At 42.5% G+C, this 22,722-nt stretch carries 20 protein-coding genes; 9 read left to right on the forward strand and 11 right to left on the reverse strand.

The window, feature by feature from the left end:
• The 3 genes from ACKI39_RS00790 to ACKI39_RS00800 form a co-directional block, all read left to right on the forward strand.
• Positions 1 to 249: transposase domain-containing protein (locus ACKI39_RS00790; protein ID WP_407396684.1), on the forward strand; the 249-nt coding region annotated here is incomplete at its 5' end.
• A gap of 82 nt (positions 250 to 331) precedes the next feature.
• On the forward strand, positions 332 to 715 hold the full coding sequence (locus ACKI39_RS00795) for an RNA recognition motif domain-containing protein (protein WP_407396686.1): 384 nt from the start codon (positions 332 to 334) through the stop codon (positions 713 to 715).
• A 5-nt stretch (positions 716 to 720) separates the two neighbouring features.
• Positions 721 to 1,620, forward strand: coding sequence for a M28 family peptidase (locus ACKI39_RS00800; protein WP_407396688.1), 900 nt, complete (start codon positions 721 to 723; stop codon positions 1,618 to 1,620).
• Between the two features lie 59 nt (positions 1,621 to 1,679).
• On the opposite strand, the gene ACKI39_RS00805 is transcribed toward ACKI39_RS00800, so the two are convergent.
• From ACKI39_RS00805 to ACKI39_RS00855, 11 genes are read right to left on the reverse strand one after another with little or no spacing between them, the layout of a single operon-like run.
• Complete coding sequence (locus ACKI39_RS00805; protein ID WP_407396690.1) at positions 1,680 to 3,446, reverse strand: methyl-accepting chemotaxis protein; 1,767 nt, start codon at positions 3,444 to 3,446, stop codon at positions 1,680 to 1,682.
• A gap of 3 nt (positions 3,447 to 3,449) precedes the next feature.
• Positions 3,450 to 5,216 (reverse strand): methyl-accepting chemotaxis protein, encoded by a 1,767-nt coding sequence (locus ACKI39_RS00810; protein ID WP_407396692.1) that lies wholly within the window; start codon positions 5,214 to 5,216, stop codon positions 3,450 to 3,452.
• Positions 5,213 to 7,072: a methyl-accepting chemotaxis protein gene (locus ACKI39_RS00815; RefSeq protein ID WP_407396694.1), complete on the reverse strand. Its 1,860-nt coding sequence runs from the start codon at positions 7,070 to 7,072 to the stop codon at positions 5,213 to 5,215. Before ACKI39_RS00815 ends, ACKI39_RS00810 begins: the two co-directional genes overlap by 4 nt.
• Positions 7,069 to 8,829 (reverse strand): methyl-accepting chemotaxis protein, encoded by a 1,761-nt coding sequence (locus ACKI39_RS00820; RefSeq protein WP_407396696.1) that lies wholly within the window; start codon positions 8,827 to 8,829, stop codon positions 7,069 to 7,071. The genes ACKI39_RS00815 and ACKI39_RS00820 overlap by 4 nt, the downstream gene beginning before the upstream one ends.
• Before the next feature lie 15 nt (positions 8,830 to 8,844).
• Positions 8,845 to 10,719 (reverse strand): adenylate/guanylate cyclase domain-containing protein, encoded by a 1,875-nt coding sequence (locus ACKI39_RS00825; RefSeq protein ID WP_407396698.1) that lies wholly within the window; start codon positions 10,717 to 10,719, stop codon positions 8,845 to 8,847.
• On the reverse strand, positions 10,709 to 12,808 hold the full coding sequence (locus tag ACKI39_RS00830; RefSeq protein WP_407396700.1) for a hybrid sensor histidine kinase/response regulator: 2,100 nt from the start codon (positions 12,806 to 12,808) through the stop codon (positions 10,709 to 10,711). The genes ACKI39_RS00825 and ACKI39_RS00830 overlap by 11 nt, the downstream gene beginning before the upstream one ends.
• Positions 12,809 to 14,146, reverse strand: a complete 1,338-nt coding sequence (locus tag ACKI39_RS00835) for a CheR family methyltransferase (RefSeq protein WP_407396702.1) — start codon at positions 14,144 to 14,146, stop codon at positions 12,809 to 12,811. It abuts the gene before it with no gap.
• Entirely contained in the window at positions 14,139 to 15,218 is a 1,080-nt protein-coding gene (gene cheB, locus ACKI39_RS00840; protein ID WP_407396704.1) for a chemotaxis-specific protein-glutamate methyltransferase CheB, read from the reverse strand. The genes ACKI39_RS00835 and cheB overlap by 8 nt, the downstream gene beginning before the upstream one ends.
• Entirely contained in the window at positions 15,215 to 15,595 is a 381-nt protein-coding gene (locus ACKI39_RS00845) for a hypothetical protein (protein ID WP_407396706.1), read from the reverse strand. Before ACKI39_RS00845 ends, cheB begins: the two co-directional genes overlap by 4 nt.
• Positions 15,582 to 16,082, reverse strand: coding sequence for a chemotaxis protein CheW (locus ACKI39_RS00850; protein ID WP_407396708.1), 501 nt, complete (start codon positions 16,080 to 16,082; stop codon positions 15,582 to 15,584). Before ACKI39_RS00850 ends, ACKI39_RS00845 begins: the two co-directional genes overlap by 14 nt.
• A gap of 32 nt (positions 16,083 to 16,114) precedes the next feature.
• On the reverse strand, positions 16,115 to 17,002 hold the full coding sequence (locus ACKI39_RS00855) for a DMT family transporter (protein WP_407396710.1): 888 nt from the start codon (positions 17,000 to 17,002) through the stop codon (positions 16,115 to 16,117).
• 81 nt (positions 17,003 to 17,083) lie between these two features.
• Here ACKI39_RS00855 and ACKI39_RS00860 point away from each other — a divergent pair, with 81 nt between their 5' ends.
• The 6 genes from ACKI39_RS00860 to ACKI39_RS00885 all read left to right on the forward strand — a co-directional run bounded on the left by ACKI39_RS00860 (position 17,084) and on the right by ACKI39_RS00885 (position 22,581).
• Positions 17,084 to 18,148, forward strand: coding sequence for an RluA family pseudouridine synthase (locus tag ACKI39_RS00860; RefSeq protein WP_407396712.1), 1,065 nt, complete (start codon positions 17,084 to 17,086; stop codon positions 18,146 to 18,148).
• Positions 18,149 to 18,425: 277 nt separating this feature from the next.
• A complete protein-coding gene (gene ribD, locus ACKI39_RS00865) occupies positions 18,426 to 19,568 on the forward strand; it encodes a bifunctional diaminohydroxyphosphoribosylaminopyrimidine deaminase/5-amino-6-(5-phosphoribosylamino)uracil reductase RibD (RefSeq protein ID WP_407396714.1) in 1,143 nt (380 codons plus the stop codon).
• A gap of 56 nt (positions 19,569 to 19,624) precedes the next feature.
• Positions 19,625 to 20,272 (forward strand): riboflavin synthase, encoded by a 648-nt coding sequence (locus ACKI39_RS00870; RefSeq protein WP_407396716.1) that lies wholly within the window; start codon positions 19,625 to 19,627, stop codon positions 20,270 to 20,272.
• A 14-nt stretch (positions 20,273 to 20,286) separates the two neighbouring features.
• Positions 20,287 to 21,492, forward strand: coding sequence for a GTP cyclohydrolase II (ribA, locus tag ACKI39_RS00875; protein WP_407396718.1), 1,206 nt, complete (start codon positions 20,287 to 20,289; stop codon positions 21,490 to 21,492).
• Positions 21,493 to 21,516: 24 nt separating this feature from the next.
• A complete protein-coding gene (ribH, locus tag ACKI39_RS00880) occupies positions 21,517 to 21,984 on the forward strand; it encodes a 6,7-dimethyl-8-ribityllumazine synthase (RefSeq protein ID WP_318689097.1) in 468 nt (155 codons plus the stop codon).
• A gap of 264 nt (positions 21,985 to 22,248) precedes the next feature.
• On the forward strand, positions 22,249 to 22,581 hold the full coding sequence (locus ACKI39_RS00885; RefSeq protein WP_407396721.1) for an antibiotic biosynthesis monooxygenase family protein: 333 nt from the start codon (positions 22,249 to 22,251) through the stop codon (positions 22,579 to 22,581).
• The last annotated feature ends 141 nt before the right edge of the window (positions 22,582 to 22,722 follow it).

The following is a 22,722-nucleotide window of genomic DNA, read 5'->3' on the forward strand; positions in this document are numbered from 1 at the left end:
CGCAAAAACTGGCTTTTTGCCGGCTCGGAAGATGGTGCACGCTCAAGCTGCCTCTTGTTTACATTGATTGAATGTGCTAAAATCCATAATATAAATCCAGAAGATTATCTTCGCTGTATTTTTGAACAGGCCGCCGATACTGATGGCTGGACTGAAGATGACTGGAAAAATTTGTTACCTTGGAACATAAAAATCACATCTTTTGAACCCCAAGGTGTCTGGCTGGCTCCCCAGGGGGCCCAAAATTGACGGACACATCTGTTTCTGTGGAATTCTTGGTGGATGGTAAAAAAAAGTTGATTTAAAACATATTACAATGTAAATTTAGACCATGTCTAAAAGAATTTATATCGGTAACCTTAGTTACACAACAACAGAAGATCGACTCACTGAATTGTTTTCGGAATATGGTGAGGTAATATCGGCTACTATCATCAAAGATAGGGATACAAGCCAGTCAAAGGGATTTGGTTTTGTAGAGCTTTCTGATGAATCGGACTGTGATGGTGCCATTGCAAAAATCGGTGGAAAGGAAGTTGACGGACGCCGTGTAAGGGTCAACTACGCTGAGGAAAAAAGAGATGACCGTGGACCTCGTAGGAGCTTTGACCGCGATCGCAATGAACGCGGTGGAGAACGCAGCTTCCGTGGTGGGCGCTTTGGCGGCAACCGCAGCGGTGGTCGTGACCGTGGTTCTTCCAGGGGAGAATACTAGGCTTCATGGGATTTCTGCCGCAGGATTTTTCAAGCTTCATAAGCAGTCGATGCGATCGTGCTGATTTCATACAGTCGTGGCTTAAGGGGCACGGTGTTGAATCGACAAGGGTTGCCATTGACGGTAAGAACCATATCCTCGTGCAGTTTGGTGCTGGTGCTTACAATCCAAGGTTCAGGATAAAAACTGTTGTCGCCCATCATGACAGGGTTGAAGGTAGCCCTGGAGCAAATGACAACAGCGCCGCCGACTGGCAGCTTATGAACTGGGCTGTATATTTAAAGAACTATCCTAATTTTCATAATGTTCGCATTTTCTTTACTGACGGTGAAGAGCTTGGTTGGAATACAGGAGTAGCTGAGCAGGGTGCATTCGGCATAGCGGCTACATTCCAGCGGCTGGGAATAAAAGATGATGTCTATGTCTTTGATGCCTGCGGCCGAGGTGAGGTGCCCGTTCTTGCAAGATTGAATCTTGGCCCAAAGACTCCATCCTCATTCGTAAAGACAGCCAATGATCTTTATGTAAGGACTCAGGAAATCCTTAAGGCGGCAAGCCCTGGACGGTGGATGACATTGCCTGTACCTTACAGCGACAATGCATCTTTTCTTGCCTGTGGAATTCCAGCTGTGGCAATTACCATGCTTCCTGCCGATGAAGCATCCCTTTATGCAAGGATGATAACCAAAGACAAGAACCTTGAATCGAATGTACTCAATCGGGAATGCACGAAGGAACAGAGGTTGAAGGAAAATGTTCCTGACTTTTCCTATAAAGAGCACCTGCCTTTGACATGGAGACTGTTCCATTCAGAAAAAGACAATGAGGAATCCCTCTCTCCTGTAAGTTTCTCCGTAATGGAAAATATCCTTAGGATTCTGGCTGAATCCAAGACACCTGCTTGAAAGAATTCAGGTGCAGTCAGAAAATTATATCTTACTGGCATGCACCTGTTGGATCCTGATCAGATGTGGTCCTTCATGTTTGAAAGCTTGAAGGCGATGTTCTTCATTTCATTGACGGTATTTGTTATGGTCTTTGTTGATTGTGCGAAGCTTTCGATTCCAGAACTGATCTGACGCAAGGTTATGACTATCTGGTTGAAGGATGCCGTCTGCTGTTCGATGATTCCAGAAATTTCAGTTGCCTTTTCATTGGTTTCGTTTGATGATTCCATGATTCCACCGAACTGTGTTTCAAGCTGTTTTGAAATGTTTGCTTCTTCATGGATGAATTCCGTACTCTGTTCTGATGAGTAGATCAGTTCCCGAGATGCATCCTGAATGCTTTCGATGTAAGATTGAATCTTCTGGATGGATTCCATTGTGTTGTTTGCAAGACGCCTGATTTCAGTTGCAACGATATGGAAATTTCTTCCGTTCTTTCCATTCGATACGGCCTCGAGTTCTGCATTGAAGGCAATGATCTTTGTCTGATCTGCGATATCCTTAATTATTGTAACGATGTCGTCGATGTTGTCTATCTGTGCAGCCAGATTCTTTATGCCGTCGATTACACCCTGGTTTGAATCGTTGATGTCGGAAAGGCGCTTGATGTTTTCCTTGAGAAGGGAGAATGCTTCTGAAACGTCATCCTTTGTCTTGTCTGTTCCTTCCGAAACCTCTGAAATTCTTGTCGCTACGTTTTTGGAAAGTTCGTTGGAATCTTCCATAGTGCTGAGAATTTCCTTTACATCTCCGCTCTGTTCGGAAGATGATGTAGCGATCTTTCCTGAGATTATGGAAAGGTCTTCTGTAGAATGAAGAACATCCTTACCGATATCCGAGAACTGGTCCATAAGCGTTTTGTAATGGGAGATCACATTTCCAAGAAGATATACATTGTACTGGATCTGGTCAGATAGGGTCGTTGTGATTTCTGTGTTTGGATTACCCGTTTCAAGAAGTTCAATTGATACTTGACGCAACTGGCTGTTGTTCTGTGACATGTAACGGATAAAAAGAATTATCAAGGCACCTGTAAGGATGATCTGAAGGATGTTTGCAATGATGATTCTTATGATCTGATCCTTTGGTCCAAGTACAACTCCGTTGATCAACATGTAGCCCTGCTTTAGAAGGAAGAAGGAGAGTATGTTTGAAAAAACAATCGGAATGAAAAGAAACATGATGCAGCGTGATAGAATTGAAAGTCCGTAATAAGGCTTCTTGATTCCAAAAAAGTTTTTCTTGTTCAATATGGATGAATCTATGCCTGCTTTGAGTATCCTTTCAATAGGTTTCTTTGAAATGCGTTCCGAGAAATAATAGATAACGATTGCTGTAGTGTATGAGCCAAAGATACATGCAATGTATGAAATCTTTGCAGTTGCCAGGTCAAGGCCAATTCCTGGAAATTTATGATAGATGAAACATAGGAATGCAGTTATTAAAGTTGCATATATGAATGTTCTTATGCCTGAGAGAAACGGGTAGCGAACCAGTTCCAGGAATAGTCTTGTTCTGTCTTCAACATTATCAAGTGCATTATCGTTGAAAAGGGTAAGGTCCTTTTCTATTCTTCTGGTGAGAAATCTATGTATGAATGGCATGAAAACAAGCTGTGCAACACAGTAAGTCGTAATGCTCCAAGTGAAAGCCCAGAAAAGCTGGGATGGTTTTATCGAGATAAAGAATGCAGAGTAGCAGAATACAAAGATTGCACATGTGAGCATTGTTGCAGTATTGTACCAGTACAGTTTTGATGAAAATGAAATCGACTTGTTGACCATATTCTATGCCTCCATCTCTTCGTCTTCTTCCGCTTCGTGGTCTGAAATGCTGGCGGATTCAATGAGGTTTACGTTTTCCTGCAGGTTTCTTGATGTTTCAATTAGTGATCTTGTTGACTTGGAGAAGCCCTGGACACTTGTGCTGATCTGCTGAAGGGTATTGACTATCTGGTCAAAGGCCTTAGTCTGCTGTTCTACAAGATATTTGATTTCGTTGGAAGATGTTGAATTATATCTTGCGGAATTATTGATGCTTGTGAATTTGTTTTCGAGCCTTGTCGAAAGTTCCGATTCCTTCTTGATGAGGTCTGTGCTTTCCTGTGATGCCTTTATGAGTTCTTCTGATGATTTCTGTACGGCTGTGATCTTGGACTTTATTTCCCTTGTGCTGTCCATGGTGCTGTTTGCAAGTCTTCTGATTTCGTTTGCGACATTCTTGAAGTTCTTGCTTTCACCAATCTCCGTGGTAGCCTCAAGTTCTGCGTTGAAGGCAATGATCTTTGTCTGGTCTGAAATACTGTCGATGATGTTTGCGATTTCCCAGATTGAATTGATCTTGTCATTTAGTTTTTTTATGCCTGTGATGGTTATCTCGTTGGATTCAGCGATGGCAGAAATTGAGTTGAGTGATTTCTCAAGAAGCTCTGATCCCGTGTTTACTTTTTCTACGGTCTTTTTTGCGATTTCCGTAACTTCGATGATTCTGTTTTCGATGTTGTGGGAAAGGTTTGTTGCGTTTTCCATCGTAGAAACTATTTCCTTGATGCCTGTTGACTGTTCAACTGAAGTGGATTCAGTTTCATTTGCAATGCGCATAAGATCGGATGATGAATCACTGATGGTCTTTCCAAACTGTTCGGTCTGAAAAAGAATTCCACGGAGCATTGAGATGATCTGGTTTGCAAGATAATGGTTGAACGAGAATTCGTCTGAAATATCTGTTTCAATAGGTGATATTTTTGAAAAGTCCGTAGATGTAATTTTATTGAGGACTTCGGTCATTCGTGTATTCTTCGTGTTTATGTCGTTGTAGAAGAATAGAATTGAAATAAGCATGATTATGCTGTTGATGACGATCGTGTTGAACATTCTTAATGTCTGGATGTCGCCGTTTGTTGCAATTGCTTTTCCTTCAAATGGATAATATCCTGCGATAAGAACAGAGCAGTTGATGATGCAGGTGAAGATGCATGGTAAAGCAACGAAAAGCAGGACCTTCATGTTGAATCGGACACCGAAGAATTTTTTCTTCATGACATAATCCTTCTCAATGCCTGAATTGATGATGTCTATGCCGATTTTGCTTACAATCTTGGAACAGAAGGTATAACCGATGAGGGATGCAAAGTATGTTCCGAAAAGAGCCTCGATTATGAAAAGTCCCGTAATGTTCAAAGGCTGGTTGAGATATGAGTAGATGTAATAGGAAATGATTGTTGTGCCAAGGAAAAAGTAGAAGAAAGTCATGAGGGCAGTGTAGAAAGGATACTGGATGATCTCATCAAAAAGATGAGTTCGTTCAGTTATCGTGGTCTTTGATGTGTAGAAGCTTTTTATTCTAATGGAAACCTTATGGTAACAGAGGTGATCCGTAATAATGGCACAGCCAAACTGAAGGAAAACCACAACTGCAATGAAGAACTTTAAGGATCGGAGAAATACATCCAAAGGAATGTTCGTAGAGAAAATCGAGTACAGGAAAACTACTATGGCTCCAAATATGTCTGGTAAAAAGCTTCTTACGGTTGCTTCATGTTCAAAACTTTTCATAGGGCGTTACCTTCCTCTATATCATCTGATTTGTTGTATTTATTGTTAAGGGCAAGAATATGCATAGAATTTTGCCTTAAGTTTTCAATGGTGTCAGCTATTGTCGTTGAGGATGATCCGAAGTTGCGGACACTCTTTGCGATCTGGGAAAGGGTCTCGACAAGTTGATGAAAGGAATTAGTCTGCTCGTGTAAAGATTCCTTGATGTTGGATGAGCTGAAAGAAGTAGATCTTGCCGACTGTTTTATTTCTTCAAATTTTTCACCCAGCTGGATACAGATTTCATTACCTTCCTTTGTTTTCCTCATACAGTAGTTGCCTGTTGCGATAAGATCTTCGCTGGCATTTGTAATATCCGTAATCTGTGCATGGATTTTTTTTGTCAGTTCAAGCGTGTTGTTTGAAAGATGACGGATTTCTTCTGCGACGTTCGTAAAGTTTGTGCCTTCTGATTTTATGTTGTTTGCCTCAAGCTCAGCATTGAAGGCGACTGTCTTTGTCTGTTCTGCGAATTTGTCGATGGAATTGATCACTTCCTGAATTCCAGAAATTTTGTCAGACAATTTCTTAAGGTTTTCAATTGTTATCCTGTTTGTGTCGGTTATTTCCTTGATCTTGTCAAAATTGTCGTTTAGATCAACGAAGGTCGTGTCTACGCTGATCATTGTCTTTGATGCAACCGTTATGACTTCATCAAAGTTGCTTTCTATTTTCTTGGAAAGGTTGTCGACACTTTGCATTGTGGCAAGTATTTCTTCTATGTTTGCAGACTGCCTGATTACGTTTTCTGTTGTCTGCGAAGAAATCTGTGAAAGCATCCGTGATATGTTGTCGATGTCTTTGTTTGTCTTTGTATTGTTCCTGATGATGGAATCAAAAAGGAGAATTGTTCTGTTGATGAGGTGCATGGTATAGGAGTCTTCCGAAAAAATATTGACTTCAAAAAGAGCACTTCTATCTACCTTGTTGTTGTTGAGCATGACAAGAGAATTCTGCATGAGAGTCGTGCTGTTGAGAATTCTTGTGTAGTAAAAATATATGAGAATGCAGGTTGCTATGGTGTTGACGATTGAGATTTTAAGGATAAACAACATTGTTTCTGGTTTCGTAAAATTTGTCTTGATGTATAGACCGAAAGATTCCATATATGAAAGATTTCTGGATGTCATTGTTCCAGTTGTGCTATGGATGGTCTGTGCATGGAAAGCATAGAAAACCGTGTGTATCGTTATGAGTGAAGTTCCAATAATAGGGATCACCATGTATAGAATGAAATTAGCTCGCTGTGAAAGACCAAAGAATTTCTTTTCCTTAAGTTCTATTCCCTGGGAAGCGATTTTTACTGCAAAAGGACTGCATTTCTTTTCTAGGACATGGATTGTAATCAAGATGTACATATAGGCAAGGGATGTGTACAGGTGAAAATAGAAAATGCTTATGTGAAGGTCTGCGTTCATAAGATAATGAGCGCATCCTGAATACATGGCTCCTGTTATGATGAAGAGGAAAGCAAGCTGATATGCCTTTTTTACAGGATATGAGCCTGTGATTTCAAGAAGATTGGTTCTTTCCCTTGAAGACAGCTTTGTGGCTTCCCAGTATAAAAGGTTGTTTGCCATAGGTTTTGTAACAATGAAATGAAACATGATCTCAGAAAACAAGGCTATGACAAGGCTGGAGAATATGATCCATGCAAGCTGAATTGGAGTATAATCCATGGAGAATTTTGCGAAGATGGAGCAGTATCCAAGTATTACAGTATTCGCAAACCAGCTGAGTGCGAACATCATGGATGTAATCTGGAAATCCAATGGAAGCGTCTTGAATTTTTTAATCTGTCTTTTTATAAAATTCATTTTAAGCCTCCATTTGTGTTGCTGCTGTATGAGCCCAATGTTGCGGCAGCTTCATTGAGAGCCTTTGTCTCCTGACTGATTTTCTGGCTGCTCTGTGAAAACAATTCAAAGCCTGAGTTGATTTCAGCAAGAATCGAGTTTATCTGCTCAAATGCTCCCTGCTGGATATCTGTGATGTCAACAACCTTTCTTAGGCTTTCAGCCGTGATGTCGCTGGACAGGCATAGTTCCCTGAAGTTGGATTCAAGCTTGATGTAGAATTCACTTCCTTCTCTTGTCTTTTGTGTACCTGATTCACTTGAAATGATGAGATTGTCGCAGGAGTGGAGGATGTCCGTTATTTTCTGCTTTATCTCATAGATTGAGTTTTTGATGGAGGCTGCAAGTCTAAGAATTTCGTTTGCGACGATGTGGAACTTTTCTCCTTCATCTCCAACGATAGCGGCTTCAAGTTCTGCGTTGAAGGCGATTGTCTTTGTACGCTCTGCAACGGAATCAATGGCGTCCACTACGGAGCATATGGAGTCGATTCTTTCACTAAGGTCCTTTATGCCATAGATCGTGTCCAGATTTGACTGGGTTATCTCTGACATTTTCTGGATTCCTGCGGCAAGAAGCTCAGAGGATGCATCTGCAGAATTCTTTGTGGTTGTCGCGGAAGTCTGTATTAGGTTGATGTGTGATGAAATTCTTTTATGCTGGTTCTTTGCATTTTCCATTGTCGCAAGGCATTCTCTGATTGCCGCTGCTTCAGAGATGGAAGTTTCAGCCGTAAGGTTTGCATCCCTTGCAAGTTTCTTGGACGAAGAAAGAATTTCATCTCCTGCAGAGGAAGCTTCGATGGAAAGGTTTCTAAGATAATTAATCAGTTCATCTATGAGGAAAATGCTGTATGAAAGCTCATGGTTGAGATCAGTTGGAAGGAACAGATTCTTCTTGTTGTCGGTCAGTTTTTCCAGGACTTCCGTAATGTTCCTTGTGTTGACTGTAAGGATTTTGTGAAGATAGTATCCTGAAAGGATGCTTAGCAATGCATTGCAGGAAATTATGAAAATCATGTGCTTGATTGCATGGACATTGTCCCATCCGTCAAATATCATCATGTAGAGAATCGTGCACTGGATGGCAGAAGACAGGATGACAGGGAAAATCGTAAAGCATAGGATTCTTCTTCTTGTGCTTGAGCCGTAGAATTTGTCCCTGTGTACTGTTGCCTTGTTTATTCCCTGTTGAATGAGTTTTGTAGCGATTTTGCAGCAAAGAGTCTCTGAATAGCAGAAGGCAGAAACTCCTGAAAGATATAGACCTCCCATGCAGCATAGGCTTATGTATGCAAAAGTATATGGGGTTATATGGATACGGAACAGAAGCATGATGATTGGGGCTATGGATGCACATAGGACAACGACAACTACTTCAATGCTTATGGAGCGTGGAAGAGAAAGCAGGTCTTTGAGAAGCGTTGTCCTGTCGTCTATGTCGAATTCTCCCTGGTCATTTTTAGCTATCCTATCCGAGATGTCCCTTGTCAGGATTCGGTTCGTGTGTGGAGCAACGACAAACTGAGCCAATGCTGAAACGACGATGACAATGGTGAAGAAAATGGCGAAATCCTTTCTTTCCATTATCTTTACTACGCCAGAAGAGTAGAGTGTATATGCAAAGAAGAATGCTCCGCAGGCAAGATTCTTGAATCGGCCTGTGTCCAGCATCTCCGTCTCGAAGCTTTTTTTCTTGTTCATCTCGTTGGTTTTCATATTTTCCTGCAGCCTTTATTTAGTGGTAAGGGTTATAGCGCCGTCCCAGTTCTGCGGGCGTTGTTTTATGAATTTCTTGCATCGTTCGAGAAGAACAAGTGTTGCCTTGTCCTTTGGTGCAAGTACCTTTGCGATCCTCAGATAATCCTGTGCTCCATTGAAATTACCAACAAGATATTGATATAGACCCTTGCTGAAATTTTCATTGAAGTTTTCTGAATATTTATCCTTGTTGTTGTAAAGCTCAAAAATCTGAACGGGAATTGATTTTCCCTTGACCTTTACGTTGTCCAGATAACGAAGATTGTATGACTCATGCTTTGCAAGGTATCTTCCAAATTCCATGTCTGCTTCCGCTGATTCAATATCCTTTTTTACAGCATCAGTTATGAGGATTGAAGTTCCATAGAGCTTGGTAAGATCCTCGATTCGCGACGCCAGATTCACATCGTCACCGATGACCGTATATTCCTTTTTGTCTTCGCTGCCGATGGTGCCTGCGATAGGAAGTCCATAGTGGATTCCAATTCCAACCTTGAAAGGTAAATTGTCAGGAATGAGCAGGGAACTCGTATCGATTTTTTCTATTTCCTTGAGCATTTCTGCAGCTGCGTTTGCTGCACGGTATCCGTTATACTTGTAGCTTTCTGGAACTCCAAAGAGAGCCATTATTTCATCGCCCATGAACTTATCGATGGTTCCACCGTGCTTCCTGATGATGTTTCCCATCAGGGAGAAATATTGGTTGAGGAAGGTTACGACCTTGTCTGGCTGATTTATCTCAGCGATGGCGGTGAAACCCCTTATGTCTGCCATAAGGATTGCTACTTTTCTCTGTTCACCTACTGAAGATGTGACAGATGTGTCTCCTTCAACGATTCTTTCTATTACCTTTGGCGGAAGGAATCGGCTGAAGGCATTTTTGATTTTCATCTCAGATGTAATGCTTTTATTGAAGGTGATGGTCTTTTCAAATACAGGGGCATAGATGTCCGTAAGAAAATCCAGTCTTTTCTGTATGGTGGTGCTCATAGGATTGTTTCCGCTCGTGGCGACATGAATGGTGAATGGATATTTTTTTGTCGTGTCCACAGGGAAGATGTTATAGTTCCTGAGTTTCTCCTTTTTAGGATTGAACTGCTCGATGACGGTTTCAGAGAAATTTGAATTGAGCCAATTGAAATCCTTTCTTGAACTGATCCTCTTTATGAAGTCTGTCTGGCAGATGTTCCTGAAATCCTGAAAATCGGACTTTGCGATTGAATCGCTTCTGTCATAGTATTCATCAACCTTGTCTTCATTGACGATTATGCCGAGTACATCATAGTTGTAAATGTTTCCGATGGATCTTGCCATCTGGGAAAGAAGATGCTCCAGATCCCAGACGTAGTTTTCAACATTGAAGACCTCCCTTGTCATGTAAAGCTCATAGAGTTCTTCGCCGAAAGTGGATGTTATGAGAGCGATGATTTCCGTTTCCGTCATTTTCTTTGACTGGATTCTGGTTCTGTTGCTGAATCTTTCGGTTGTCTTTTCTACTAGGGTTGTAAGTGTGTTCAGATTGTCTGCTGAAGGAACATAAAATGCGTCGCTCTTTGAATTTTCCGACCAGAATCTTGCGTCATTTCCCTGTTCGTTGGAAGTAATGATCACCGCTGTGTTCTTGAGGTCGTCGATTGCCTTTACGATGTGGGTAAGGTCATATCCATTGATGACGGGAAGCTCTGTAGAAACGATAAGACAGTCTGGCTGATCCTCAAAAAGCTTCTTGAGGGTATCGATTCCATCCTTTGAGCTTTCAACCACCCATCCTTCATCCTGAAGAAACGACTTGAGGAGATCTGTTATCAATGTTGAATCATTGGCAATTAAAACCTTTTTAATTTTCATCAAGAAGTTCCTTAACTGTATCAAGTAGATTTCCACGCTGGAAATCAGATTTTACAATGAATGCCTGGGCACCAAGATCCATGAACTGCTTCTTAGAATAGATGTCATAGGCTCCTGAAACAACGATGACAGGTATGTTGCCGATGTTTTCCATCCTTCTGATGTTGGACAGCAGTGTCTTGCCATCCATTCTTGGCATGCTGATGTCCGTTACCACTATGTCAACATTCTTTTTTCTGAGTTTTTCAATGGCATCAACACCGTCTATCGCTGTCTCCACGGAATATCCATCCGCTTCGAATATTGCCTGTTCAATCTGTCTTGTTGTTGCCGAATCATCTACGATCAGTACAGTCCTTGTTTTCTTCATGTTCATCGATGCATATTTCTTTGTGTCGTAAGAAACCAGTTCCCGCATTTTCTGCATTATGCATGGGATGTCGATGATAGGAATGATTGAGTAGTTCTCGTCGTAGACAACGCCTTGTAGTGAATTCATTTTCTGAAGACATTCTGGAAGGGGAGTGATGATGACGTTTTCATTCTGCTTTATGGAATCAACGACGATCGCCATCTTGGTCTCAAGGTATTCAACAACAATGACATTGGATATGTTTTTTTCCTGCCCCGTGCCGAGAATCGATGAAAGAAAGTGGAGTGGAATTATTTTATTATGTATGTTGATGAAGTGCTGGTTCTGCATGGTGAGAATGTTTTCTCCCGATGTGGTGATCACTTCGTGGATGTAATGCGAAGGAATCATGACTTTTGTTGAACCAGATACTACGAAAAGTCCACGCTGGGTAGCAAGAGTAAGCGGAATTGAAAGTTCAAAGGTCGTACCTTCGTTTGCTTTTGTTGAGATGCGTATCTTTCCCTTGATTTTTTCCATTGCGCTTCTGACAACATCAAGTCCTATTCCTCGTCCAGAAATTTCCGTAGTCTGCTCCGATGTTGTGAAGCCTGGCATGAAAAGATACTGCTGGAGGTCTTTGTCTGGCATTGCGCTTATTTCCTCGCGCCTTATGCTGTTCAACTGAATTGCCTGCTCCCTGATCTTGTCATACTGGATGCCGCAGCCGTCATCCTGGACTGTAATTAATATTCTGTTTGATACTTGAGAAGCGTGAATGGCAATGAGACCTTTCTTGTTTTTTCCAAGCTTTGATCTTGTATCTTCATCCTCGATTCCATGGTCAAGGCTGTTGCGGACCAGGTGAAGTAGGATAGTCCTCAACTGTTCAAGGATGACCTTGTCAAGCATGAAGCTTGTCGTAGGAATATCTGTGATTATGTCCTTGGAAAGTGCAAGGGCTTCCTTTTCGATTTCCTTTTTCAGCGGAACAAGAACCATTTCAAGTGGCAGCATTCTGAGAGCAAAAATCTGGTGCTGTGTTTCAAATATGCTGCTTTCAGTGGAAAGCAGTTCCTCATGAAGCTGCCGTGGAACTTCATATAGGCGGTCTGCATTTCTGTCAGCAAGTCGTTTTTCCAAAGCTTCAATCTGATGCTTGAGCCTGAACTGTTTGATTATCAGGTTGTCGTATTCATGTATTATGCTGTTGATTCTATCGATGTCGATGCGGACTGAATTGATCTTGTCGAAGGAACTTGTGGTTGTGAAATTCTGTTCCCATTCGTCCATCTCAAAATCATCGTCATCTGAATCCTGTATTGTTATCTTGTCTGGTTCAAAGAAGAATCCAGAAGCGGCACGTTCACAGGTTTCTATGATTGAATCTGCGATGGCCTTTGTATCTCCGTTTTCTGCGATTTCAGAAATGATTATTTCCAGGAATTCCGTTATGCGGAAGGAAAGCTTGAATATGTTTGTGGAAAGCTCCACTGTGGTTTCCTGGATGGACTTGAATACTGATTCGAGGGCGTGGGAAATCTGCTCCATCTGTAGAAAATCAAGCATTCTTGAAGCACCCTTGATGGTGTGGAGATGGCGGAGAATTTCAGTTATGTGTTCCTTCTTTTCTTCAGGATTGTTCTTAAGCGAGATGATGTGAGAAGTTATGCTGTCGATGTGTTCCCTGACTTCCGCTACATAGCCGTCAACGAAATTTTCCCTTGAAAACGCCATTTATTCCCCGATAAGCTTTTGAATCTCGTCTATATTCTTCCGACAAAGGTTGATTATATAGGCGGGTGCAAAATCCACAATAAAATTATAACATGTTTTTTCATTTTTTACATATTCCAGCAGTATATTTAGGGACTGCTCGAAATAGTCCCTGCTTCGTTCAAGTCTATCCAGATGCTTGTAGGTAAAGGCAAGCATGGTTGTGGCAGGCCAGAAATTAGGGTTGAGGCTTGCTGATTTATAGAAGTTTTCTTCTGCGACCTTGTGCTGGGACTTATTGTGTTCAATCAGTCCAAGAAGAAAATATCTGTATTCAAGTTCATTTGGCTGAAAGTTTATCTCGGAAATAAGCTGCTGAGCCTTCCTGAAATTCTTTCTGTCGATGAATTTTATGATTTCCCTATAGACCTTCTTCATTTCTTCCGACTCAGCTTCATTGTCTGCATCCTTCAATGGAACCATCTCGGCGTGGTGAATCTCAATTTTTCTTGGTTCTGCAGGTATTCCTTTCATGCCTTTGTTCTTCTCAAGAAACTGCTGGATCTTAGATGGTTTTTTCTGTAGATAATAAACGCTTCCATTGTTTTTCTTTTCAAAATAGTCATTGTTTGGGATTGAAGCGATTTCATTCGATGAAAGCATAAGAATTCCATCTGGTTTAAGTACGGTCCAAAGCTGTGTAAGGGTCCTTAATGTCGTTTCCTCCGAGAAATATATGAATATGTTCCTTAAAAGGATTATATCAAAGCAGTTCAGCTCAAAGGGAAAAGATGATGTCCGTTGTAGGTTGAGATATGATATGTGTATTTTTTTTATGTCTTCCTGATGTATCTGAATCGAATCGCCGTTGATTTTGGATATTGAATGGATCATGGCGTGAAACTTCTGTCCGTCACATCTGAAGGAATTCTTTGAGTAGATGCCTTTCCTGAAGGTGTTCAATGCTTCCGTGTTTATATCCGTTGCCGTTATGTCTGTCTTTATGCCGAACTGTTTTGTCATGGCATAGATGGAAAGAGGTTCTTCTCCTGTAGAACAGGCACCGCACCATATTTTAAGGGGCTTGTAGCTTCGGGAAGGCAAGTATACCTTGTGGAGAAAGTCAAACTGGGATTCTTCGCGGAAAAAATATGTTTCGTTGACCGTAGAAATATTGATGAGCTGTTCCAGTTCAGCGGGGTTCAAGTCCAGATGTGCACAGTAGGATTCTATGGTCATGTTGAGTTCCTGCATCCTGCGGTCAACGAATTCCAGTATTGTCTGCTTAAGGGGAGCTGTGAGGATGATTCCGCTTGTTTTTTTTATCTTGTCCACAAGAAGATCTGGCAGTCTATCCACGTGTAGCTCCTGTGATCGTCCTGATGATTTCACCCATATAATCAAGGTCTTCAATCCTGGTGACGGCATTCATGTCGACCGCAGCCTTAGGCATTCCAAAAACGACACTTGATTTTTCAGATTCTGCTATGGTGTAACCGCCTGCGTCATGGATTTTTTTCATTCCCTGAGCGCCGTCCTGTCCCATGCCTGTTAGAAGTATCGCAAGAGTCTTGCTGCCTACTACTTCTGCGCAGGAAGTAAACATCTTGTCCACCGCTGGCTTGAGAAAATGAACTTCTTCACTGTCGTCAAGAACAATGGCATAATTCCTATCGCTCTTTTTTTTAAGCATAAGATGTTTCTTTGATGGTGCTATGTAGACATGACCTGCCTGAAGGATCTCTCCATCGGTTGCTGTCTTTACTTCATGACCTGTTGTGTTGCTGAGCCATTTTGCAAACTGTGTGTCAAAGACTTCATCAATGTGCTGGGTAATGATGATGGGCAACGGAAACAAAGGCTTTAGGGCTCGTAGAAGTTTCTGTATTGCGACAGGTCCCCCAGTTGATGCTCCTATGGCAAGGACTGAGAATCTGAGCTGTTCCTGTTTTTCTGGCTGGGTGTTCTTTCCCTTTATGATTTCCTTTGCAAGGGACTGTGCATAGTAGATGTTTCTGAGTTCATTGGATTTTTCCATGTGCTTTCTGTAAGCCTCAGAAATTATTGTGAGCTGGTCGCAGAAATTTTCAATTTTATGTCTGTTCATGGTGGCAAGGTTTGGTTTCTGCACCACGTCGATGGCTCCCGCATCAAGGCACTTGTATCCAATCTCAGCGGTATCTTCTGTCGTGAAAGCTACAATTGCGGGATTCATCTTTTCCTTGATCTGGATGATGGCATCTATTCCATTGAGGATAGGCATGTTGATGTCCATGACTACAAGGTCTGGCTTAAGCTCAAGGCACAGTTCGACCGCATGTTTTCCGTTTTCTGCCATCCCAACTATTTCAAACCGACTGTCATCTCCAAGAACCTGTCCAAGCATGGCGCGTACTATGGCTGAATCATCTGCTATAAGGACTCTGATCATTTTTCTTTGCTCCATTCTTCATAGAGAAGCTCTGGATTTATGATTACTGAAATTCCTTTGGGAGAGAAAGAAATTGCTATGATTCCGATTTCTTTTGAATGTTCTTCAATGATGCCGCTTGGAATGTAGAATTCCTTGAGGTCTGCCTGATGGATCGTAGGTATGGCAGATGTTGAAAGCATTGCCGTCTTTGTGCATTTAACCGTTATTGCGGCAGGGTGCTTTTCGGAATTTTCCACGGAGAACATATCCTTTGCTAGCTTGTCAAAGTCAATGAAAATGTCTGGTATGGAACCGTTGACTATGTTGTAGGAATGAGGAATCAGAAAGCTGTATCTTTCATAGGCCAGGCAGATGAACCATTCAGTCGTTTTCAATTTCTGCGTTCACCTTGTTGGATATGGACTGGACATCGAGAACAGGGGCTATGACGTTTCCGATGGTGATTGTCTGCGAAAACAGTTCCGTATCAGATTTGTCCAGAATCTGCTGTTCCTCCACGTCTTCTGAAGTGTAGAAATCCACTATGTCGTCGATCTGAAGGGCTATGTCGGCGGAATCATTCAATACGAGGAATAACTGGGTCGTTGTCTTCTGCATGTTCTGGATCATCATAAAATCAACGACTGCATATGGCTTTCCGTAGAAATTCAGCACTCCCTTGATGTATGAAGGAGTAAAAGGCATCTGGAATACCTCGTTGTTTCTCAAGACTTCGCGTACGTTGCTTGATTCAACCGCGTAGGTTCCGTCCTGAACCTTGAAGACGAGCCAGGTCTTTAAGACTTTTGATTCAGACTGATTGTCTTGATGGTCCTGAGTTTCATGGCTGCCTTGAATTTCACTGTAAAGAATTTCGTCCATAATGAATAATTATAGAATAAATTCTGTGAATTTCAATTTTTTTCTGTTTTTCTCCTGTTGTAGAAGAACATGACTGTGGCTGCTCCGATGATGATGGCATAGCCTAGGAAACTGTATCTGTCAGGAATCTGCTCGAACATCATGAATCCCAATATTGCTGAGAAAATGACATTTGAGTACTCGTAAAGCGATATTTTTGAAGAAGGCGCGTTGAAATAGGCATTTGTAACGCCAAACTGTCCTACGGCGGCAGATGCTCCAGCCCCTATGAGGATGAAAAACTGGCTCAAGGTCATTGGAGTGTAATAGATGAAGAAAAAAGGTACCGCAATTACAACTGAAAAAAGTGAGAAGAATGTTATTATGACTTCACTTGCTACATCGTATTTGCTGTGCATCTTGCGTACGAAGGCATATGCAAATCCTGCTCCAAGACCTCCGAGAAAACCTGCAAGAGCGGGTAGGAATTCCGTAAAGTTGAATGTCGGTTTTATGACGAAAAGGGCTCCTATAAAGGCGGTTACCAGGGCTGTTGCTGAAAACAGGGTAGGTCTGTCCCCAAGGATGAATATGCTGAGAAGAAGGGAAGCGAAAGGGGACATTTTGTTCAGCATGGCGGCATCGGAAATGTTCATGTGGCCTATGGCATAAAAGTTACCGAATATGCCGAAACTTCCTGTAAAGGAACGGAGAAAAAGATACTTCCACGCAGGACGAGGGACAGCAAGGATGCTTCGGTCTTTCCGTGCTTTTACCATGAGGGTCGTGAACGCAATGATGAAGGCAATGCTGTTCCTGAAAAGGGCTTTCTGCATGAAGTGAATGTCTCCTGCCGCACGGACAAGGGCACCCATCATTGCAAATCCAAAAGAAGATAATATAATCCAAGCGATTCCGCGACCAAGGTTGTCCTGTTTCATGGCTCTAGTATATCAAATTGAAAAAGAAAATGCATTGTAGTTGTTGTATAAAAATGCCCTGGGAATGTAGAATGTATTTATATGGAACAAAAGATATGGACCGTTGAAAGGAAATGTCGATTGGATGAGTTCTTGAGGCGTGAACTGCCCTTGCTTTTCCCTGGAAAAGATGTATCCAACAGCAAAATCAGGCGTCTCATAGTGGCTGGAAGTATATTTGTGAATGGAAAGCAATGTAGGATTCCAGCCTACGATCTTTTCCCAAAATCCAAGGTCTGTGCAGAAATTGAGGAAGACAAATTCTTCTTTGAAAAACAGCCAGAGGACATTGATTATGTTTTGACAGAACAGAATGTTCTATTTGAAGATGAAAGCATTATCATAGTGAATAAACCTGCTTTTCTACCAACTGAAGGCACCATCGTTGAATCGCGAAAGTCCATGCATTCCTGTGTAATAGACTATTTATGGAAGAAAAATCCATCTTTACGAAATCCTCCTTATGTGGGAATAATGCACCGCCTTGACAGGGAAACCAGCGGAGTCCTTCTATTTACTAAGACACGGCAGGTAAACAAGGCTGTGTCGGACATGTTCCAGAACCATGCTGCGGTAAAGACTTACCGTGCTGTTGCTTGCCCGCAGCTTAAACAGAGGGGACAGACCCCATGGCGAAAGCCTTGCATTCTTAAAACCGATCTATCCAGTAACTTTCGCCACAAGAATTGCGAAGCAATTCTTGAACAACGGGGACAGACCCCTGAAGAAAAGGGGAACGGCAACATCAGTTTACAAAAACATTTTGTTATAGAAAACTACATCGGCCGAATAGCGGCAAAAAGTGCCCAATGTCGAGTAGGCCCTCTGCCAGAAAGCAAGGGAGGCCAGTACGCAAAGACGGATTTCACTGTAGTGGCTGTCGATAATGAAATGTTATATGTCGACTGCCGTCTGTACACTGGTCGCACACATCAGATAAGGGTTCATCTGTCAGGTTGTGGACTGCCTCTCTTAGGCGACACCCTTTACGGCGGAAAGACAAACAAACGCATCATGCTCCATGCCATGAGCCTAGAATTCCCTCATCCCGTTACAGGCCAGATCATGAAAGTAGAAGCCCCTCTACCAGAAGGGTTTGACTTTTAAGCAGCAATCACGAATTAATTCTAAATGGCAATCACGACAGAGGGGACAGACCCCATGAACACGCAAAAAAATCTGGTGGGACGCAGACGGAAAGGATAAGGAAGGGCCCGCCAAAGAAAGCACATCGCCTTTAACAGTGAAGCGGGAGGATACCATTGTCCTTTACGTCGTCGCTGGGGCCCGCCACTTTTTACTTTTGCCAATGGGGTCTGTCCCCGTTGAAAAGCAATTATTTTCTCCCTTGACAAGAAAAATAGTTTGATATAAAACTATTTCCATGGCATTCAATCCCCAGGAAAAATTTATGCGCCGTGCAATAGAACTTGCAAAACTTGGCGGCGGTCATGTACATCCCAATCCTCTTGTTGGGGCCGTCATTGTCCGTGACGGAAAAATTCTTGCGGAAGGCTATCATCACAGATGCGGCGACCTCCATGCGGAACGCGACTGTCTCAAGAATGCCAGGGAAAACAATGTTGATGTTTCCGGGGCAGAAATGTATGTCACCCTTGAGCCCTGCTGCCATACAGGAAAGCAGCCTCCGTGCACCCAGGCCGTCATCGAAAGCGGAATAAAGACCGTAATCGTCGGCAGCCGTGACCCTAATGAACTTGTAAACGGCGGTGGAGTAAGGCAGCTTGAAGAAGCCGGAATAACCGTGATCCAGGATTTCCTCCGTGAAGAGTGCGACATAATCAATCCGATTTTTTTCCATTACATAAAGACAAAGATGCCCTATGTCATCGTAAAGTATGCCATGACTGCAGACGGAAAAACTTCACTGTCTACAGGCGAAAGCAAATGGATAACTGGGAATGCAGCCCGTGAAAATGTCCATCGCACCCGCGGAACCACAAGCGCCATCATGTGCGGAATAAAGACCGTCATTGCCGATGACCCCATGCTCAATTGCCGTGTTGAAGGCTCTCAGTACAAGCAGCCTGTCCGTGTTGTCCTTGACCGCAATCTTGAACTTCCCCTTGAAAGCCATCTTGTAAAGACTGCAGGTGAAATTCCCGTAATGGTTTTTACAAGCAAAAATTCTATGGCTTCCGTAAGTGATGCAGGAAAAAACATTCTTTCAGGGCTTGGGGTTGAGATTGTCCCGGTTTCGGAAAAAGACGGCCACCTGAATCTTGAAGAAGTACTTTCAGTTTTGGGCGAGAAGAAAATCGACAGCGTCTTTGTGGAATCAGGCGGAACTCTGAATGCGTCCTTGTTTTTCAGCGGCGGCAGATGTCTCGTCAACGAGCTTCATTGCTATGTGGCTCCAAAAATCACAGGCGGAATCAACGGCAGCGTCCATAGTCCTGTCCAGGGCATGGAATGCAGTTCCCTTGATAATTGCGTAAAAATGAAAATGATTGAAGTCAAAAACTTCGGTGAGGATGTTTTAATAAGATACATGATTTGCAAATAATTCAAAATTATGAATTTTAAATTGTGAATTATGAATTATTAATTGTGAATTGAATTATGTTTACAGGAATCATAGAAACAACCGGAAAAATAAAAAGCATCTCGCGCGGAACAAAATCACTGACCCTTTCCGTTCAGGCGGAATTTGACAGCGGTCTTGTTCTTGGAGAAAGCATTGCAGTAAACGGAACCTGCCTTACTGTCACGGATTTTGGCGGCGACTGGTTTGCAGCAGATGTAACGCCTGAAACCTTCAGCAGGACTTCCCTTGGACAGCTGCACACTGACAGCATTGTGAACCTTGAGCGTGCAATGAAAGCCGACGGCCGCTTTGGTGGCCACATTGTTTCGGGGCACATAGACGGAACTGCAAGATTCCTTTCATTCTGTAAGGAAGAAAATGCGGTGAACGTTTCTGTCGTAATGGAAAGCAGTCTTGGTGAATACATGATCGAAAAGGGAAGTGTGGCCATCGACGGTATAAGCCTTACAATCGCAAGCGTAAAGAAAGATGGCAGCGCCTACATCATTTCCGTTGCAGTAATTCCCCATACATGGGAGCACACCACATTGGCAAAGAAAAAAAGCGGTGACATCGTAAACATCGAGTGCGACGTGATCGGGAAATACGTAAGGCATTTTGTGTCGCTTAAAGACGCTCCAAAAGACATGGGTGCCTACATGGATTTTGAAAGTTATCATTGATCTAAGGAAGCAATATGAAAAAAGATAGATTTGAACTTGTAGAAAAAGCATTGGAAGACATTCGCAACGGAAAGCTCATCATGGTTACTGATGATGAAAGCCGTGAGAATGAAGGCGACCTCATCTGCGCTGGAAGATATGCGACACCTGAAAACATCAACTTCATGGCATCAAAGGCAAAGGGACTGATCTGCATGCCCTGCAGCCGCGAGTATGCCAAAAGACTACGCCTTGATCCGATGTGCTTTACAAACACGGACAACCACGAAACTGCCTTTACCGTAAGCGTTGACCATATGGTTACGACAACGGGAATCTCTGCCTTTGACAGAAGCCGCACCGCCATTGCCTTTGCTGATCCTGCTTCAGAACCTCATCAGTTCCGCCGCCCGGGACACATGTTTCCTCTGGTTGCAAAACCTATGGGTGTACTTGAACGCAACGGACACACTGAAGCAACCGTAGACCTCTGCCGTCTTGCAGGACTTGAAGAAGCAGGCCTTTGCTGCGAAATCATGAGCGACAACGGAACCATGGCTCGCCTTCCAGAACTTGAGCAGAAAGCAAAGGAATGGGGCATGATATTGATTGCCATCGAGGACCTCATTGAATACCGCAAGCAGACAGAAAAGCTTTTTGAATGCGTTGCCAAGGCAAAACTCCCTACAAAGTACGGCGAATTCATGATGTACGGCTATCAGGACAAGGTTACAGGCCAGCATCACGAAGCACTTGTAATGGGTGACATTTCAAAAGACGAAAGCGTTCTTTGTCGCGTGCATTCCGAATGCCTTACAGGGGATGCCTTTGGTTCTCTCAAGTGTGACTGTGGCCAGCAGTTTGATGCTGCCATGAAAAAGATATCGGAAAACGGTTCCGGCGTTCTCGTATACCTTACACAGGAAGGCCGTGGAATCGGAATCCTCAACAAGATAAAAGCTTATGCTTTGCAGGAGCAGGGTATGGATACTGTCGATGCAAACCTTGCCCTTGGACTTCCTGAGGATGCCCGCGACTACACATGTGCCGTTCAGATTCTCAAGGATCTTGGCGCAACAAAACTCAGGCTCTTGACAAACAATCCAAAGAAGGTCGATGCCCTAAACTTTGAAGGAACTGGAATTGAAGTTGTTGAGCGCGTTCCAATCGTAATCCAGAGCCAGAAGTTTGACGAGTTTTACCTTTCGACAAAAAAAGTCCGCATGGGACATTTGTTATAGAAAATATTTTTATAGGAGAATCATATGAAGATTTTAGAAGGAAAGATGGTTGCCGGAAAGGGCAGCATGAAGGTTGGTATTGTAGCAGCTCGTTTCAATGAGTTCATCGTTTCAAAGCTCATCGGCGGAGCACGTGACGGTCTTTTGCGCCACGATGTTTCTGAAGATGACATTGACCTTGCATGGGTTCCAGGTGCCTTTGAAATTCCTGTTGTCGCAAAAAAGATGGCAGAAAGCAAGAAGTATGATGCAATCATCTGTCTTGGTGCTGTAATCCGCGGTTCCACAAGCCACTACGACTATGTATGTGCTGAAGTTTCAAAGGGAGTTGCCCAGGTTTCAATGAGCGCTGGAATCCCTGTTATGTTTGGTATTCTTACAACTGACACAATCGAACAGGCAATCGAAAGAGCTGGAACAAAGGCTGGAAACAAGGGCTATGAGTGTGCTCTCGGTGCCATCGAAATGGTAAATCTTTTGAAAGAAATTTAATGAAGGTTATTGACATCTAATATAAGTTAGTGTATGCTAACTTATGATGATTGAAATACAAAAGCCTTTTTTATGTGTAATAAGCCACACGTAAAAGGGCTTTCTTCTGACTGTTTGGTTAGAAAAAGCTAATTTTAGTTACCTCGATATAATTGCTTTTGTTTCATTCTTTTTTTTAGGAGCCGCTTTTGTGTGTGTTTGGGCGGCTCCTTTTTTTATGGCCTTTTTTGATTTAATATAATATACTCTTTGTACGAGGTTTTTATGAAGTGTTTATTTATTCAGGTAAGATATTCTTTGAAATCAGGTTGTCGTGACGATTTTTACCAGAGGTTCCGTGACAACAATATTCGTGAAATGTCTTTGACGGAAGAGGGCAACATTGAATATGAACTCTACATGCCTCAGGACAGTGGCAATGATGTTTGCCTTCTTGAAAAATGGGAAAGTCTACAGGCTCATGAAAAACATATGCACACCTTGCACTATGCCATTCTTTGTGAGCTTAAGGCAAAATATGTCAAAAAAGTAGAAATCAAGAAATACTGGCTTACGGATTTTGAGGATGCGGAAGTCGAAGACATAAAGTTAAGGTAGAATTTTTATATGAAAGTCATCAGGACACGAGGTCTTATACTTGGAATCTATCAGTTTTTCTTGTTTTCCTTCATTGGCATTTGCCTTATATTTTTGTTTTTTCATGCTGCCATTCTTGCTCTTCCAATAATTGCATTCATG

Origin of the sequence: Treponema sp. (genome assembly GCF_045641405.1) — a bacterium.
In the GTDB taxonomy this organism is placed as follows: Bacteria; Spirochaetota; Spirochaetia; order Treponematales; family Treponemataceae; genus Treponema_D.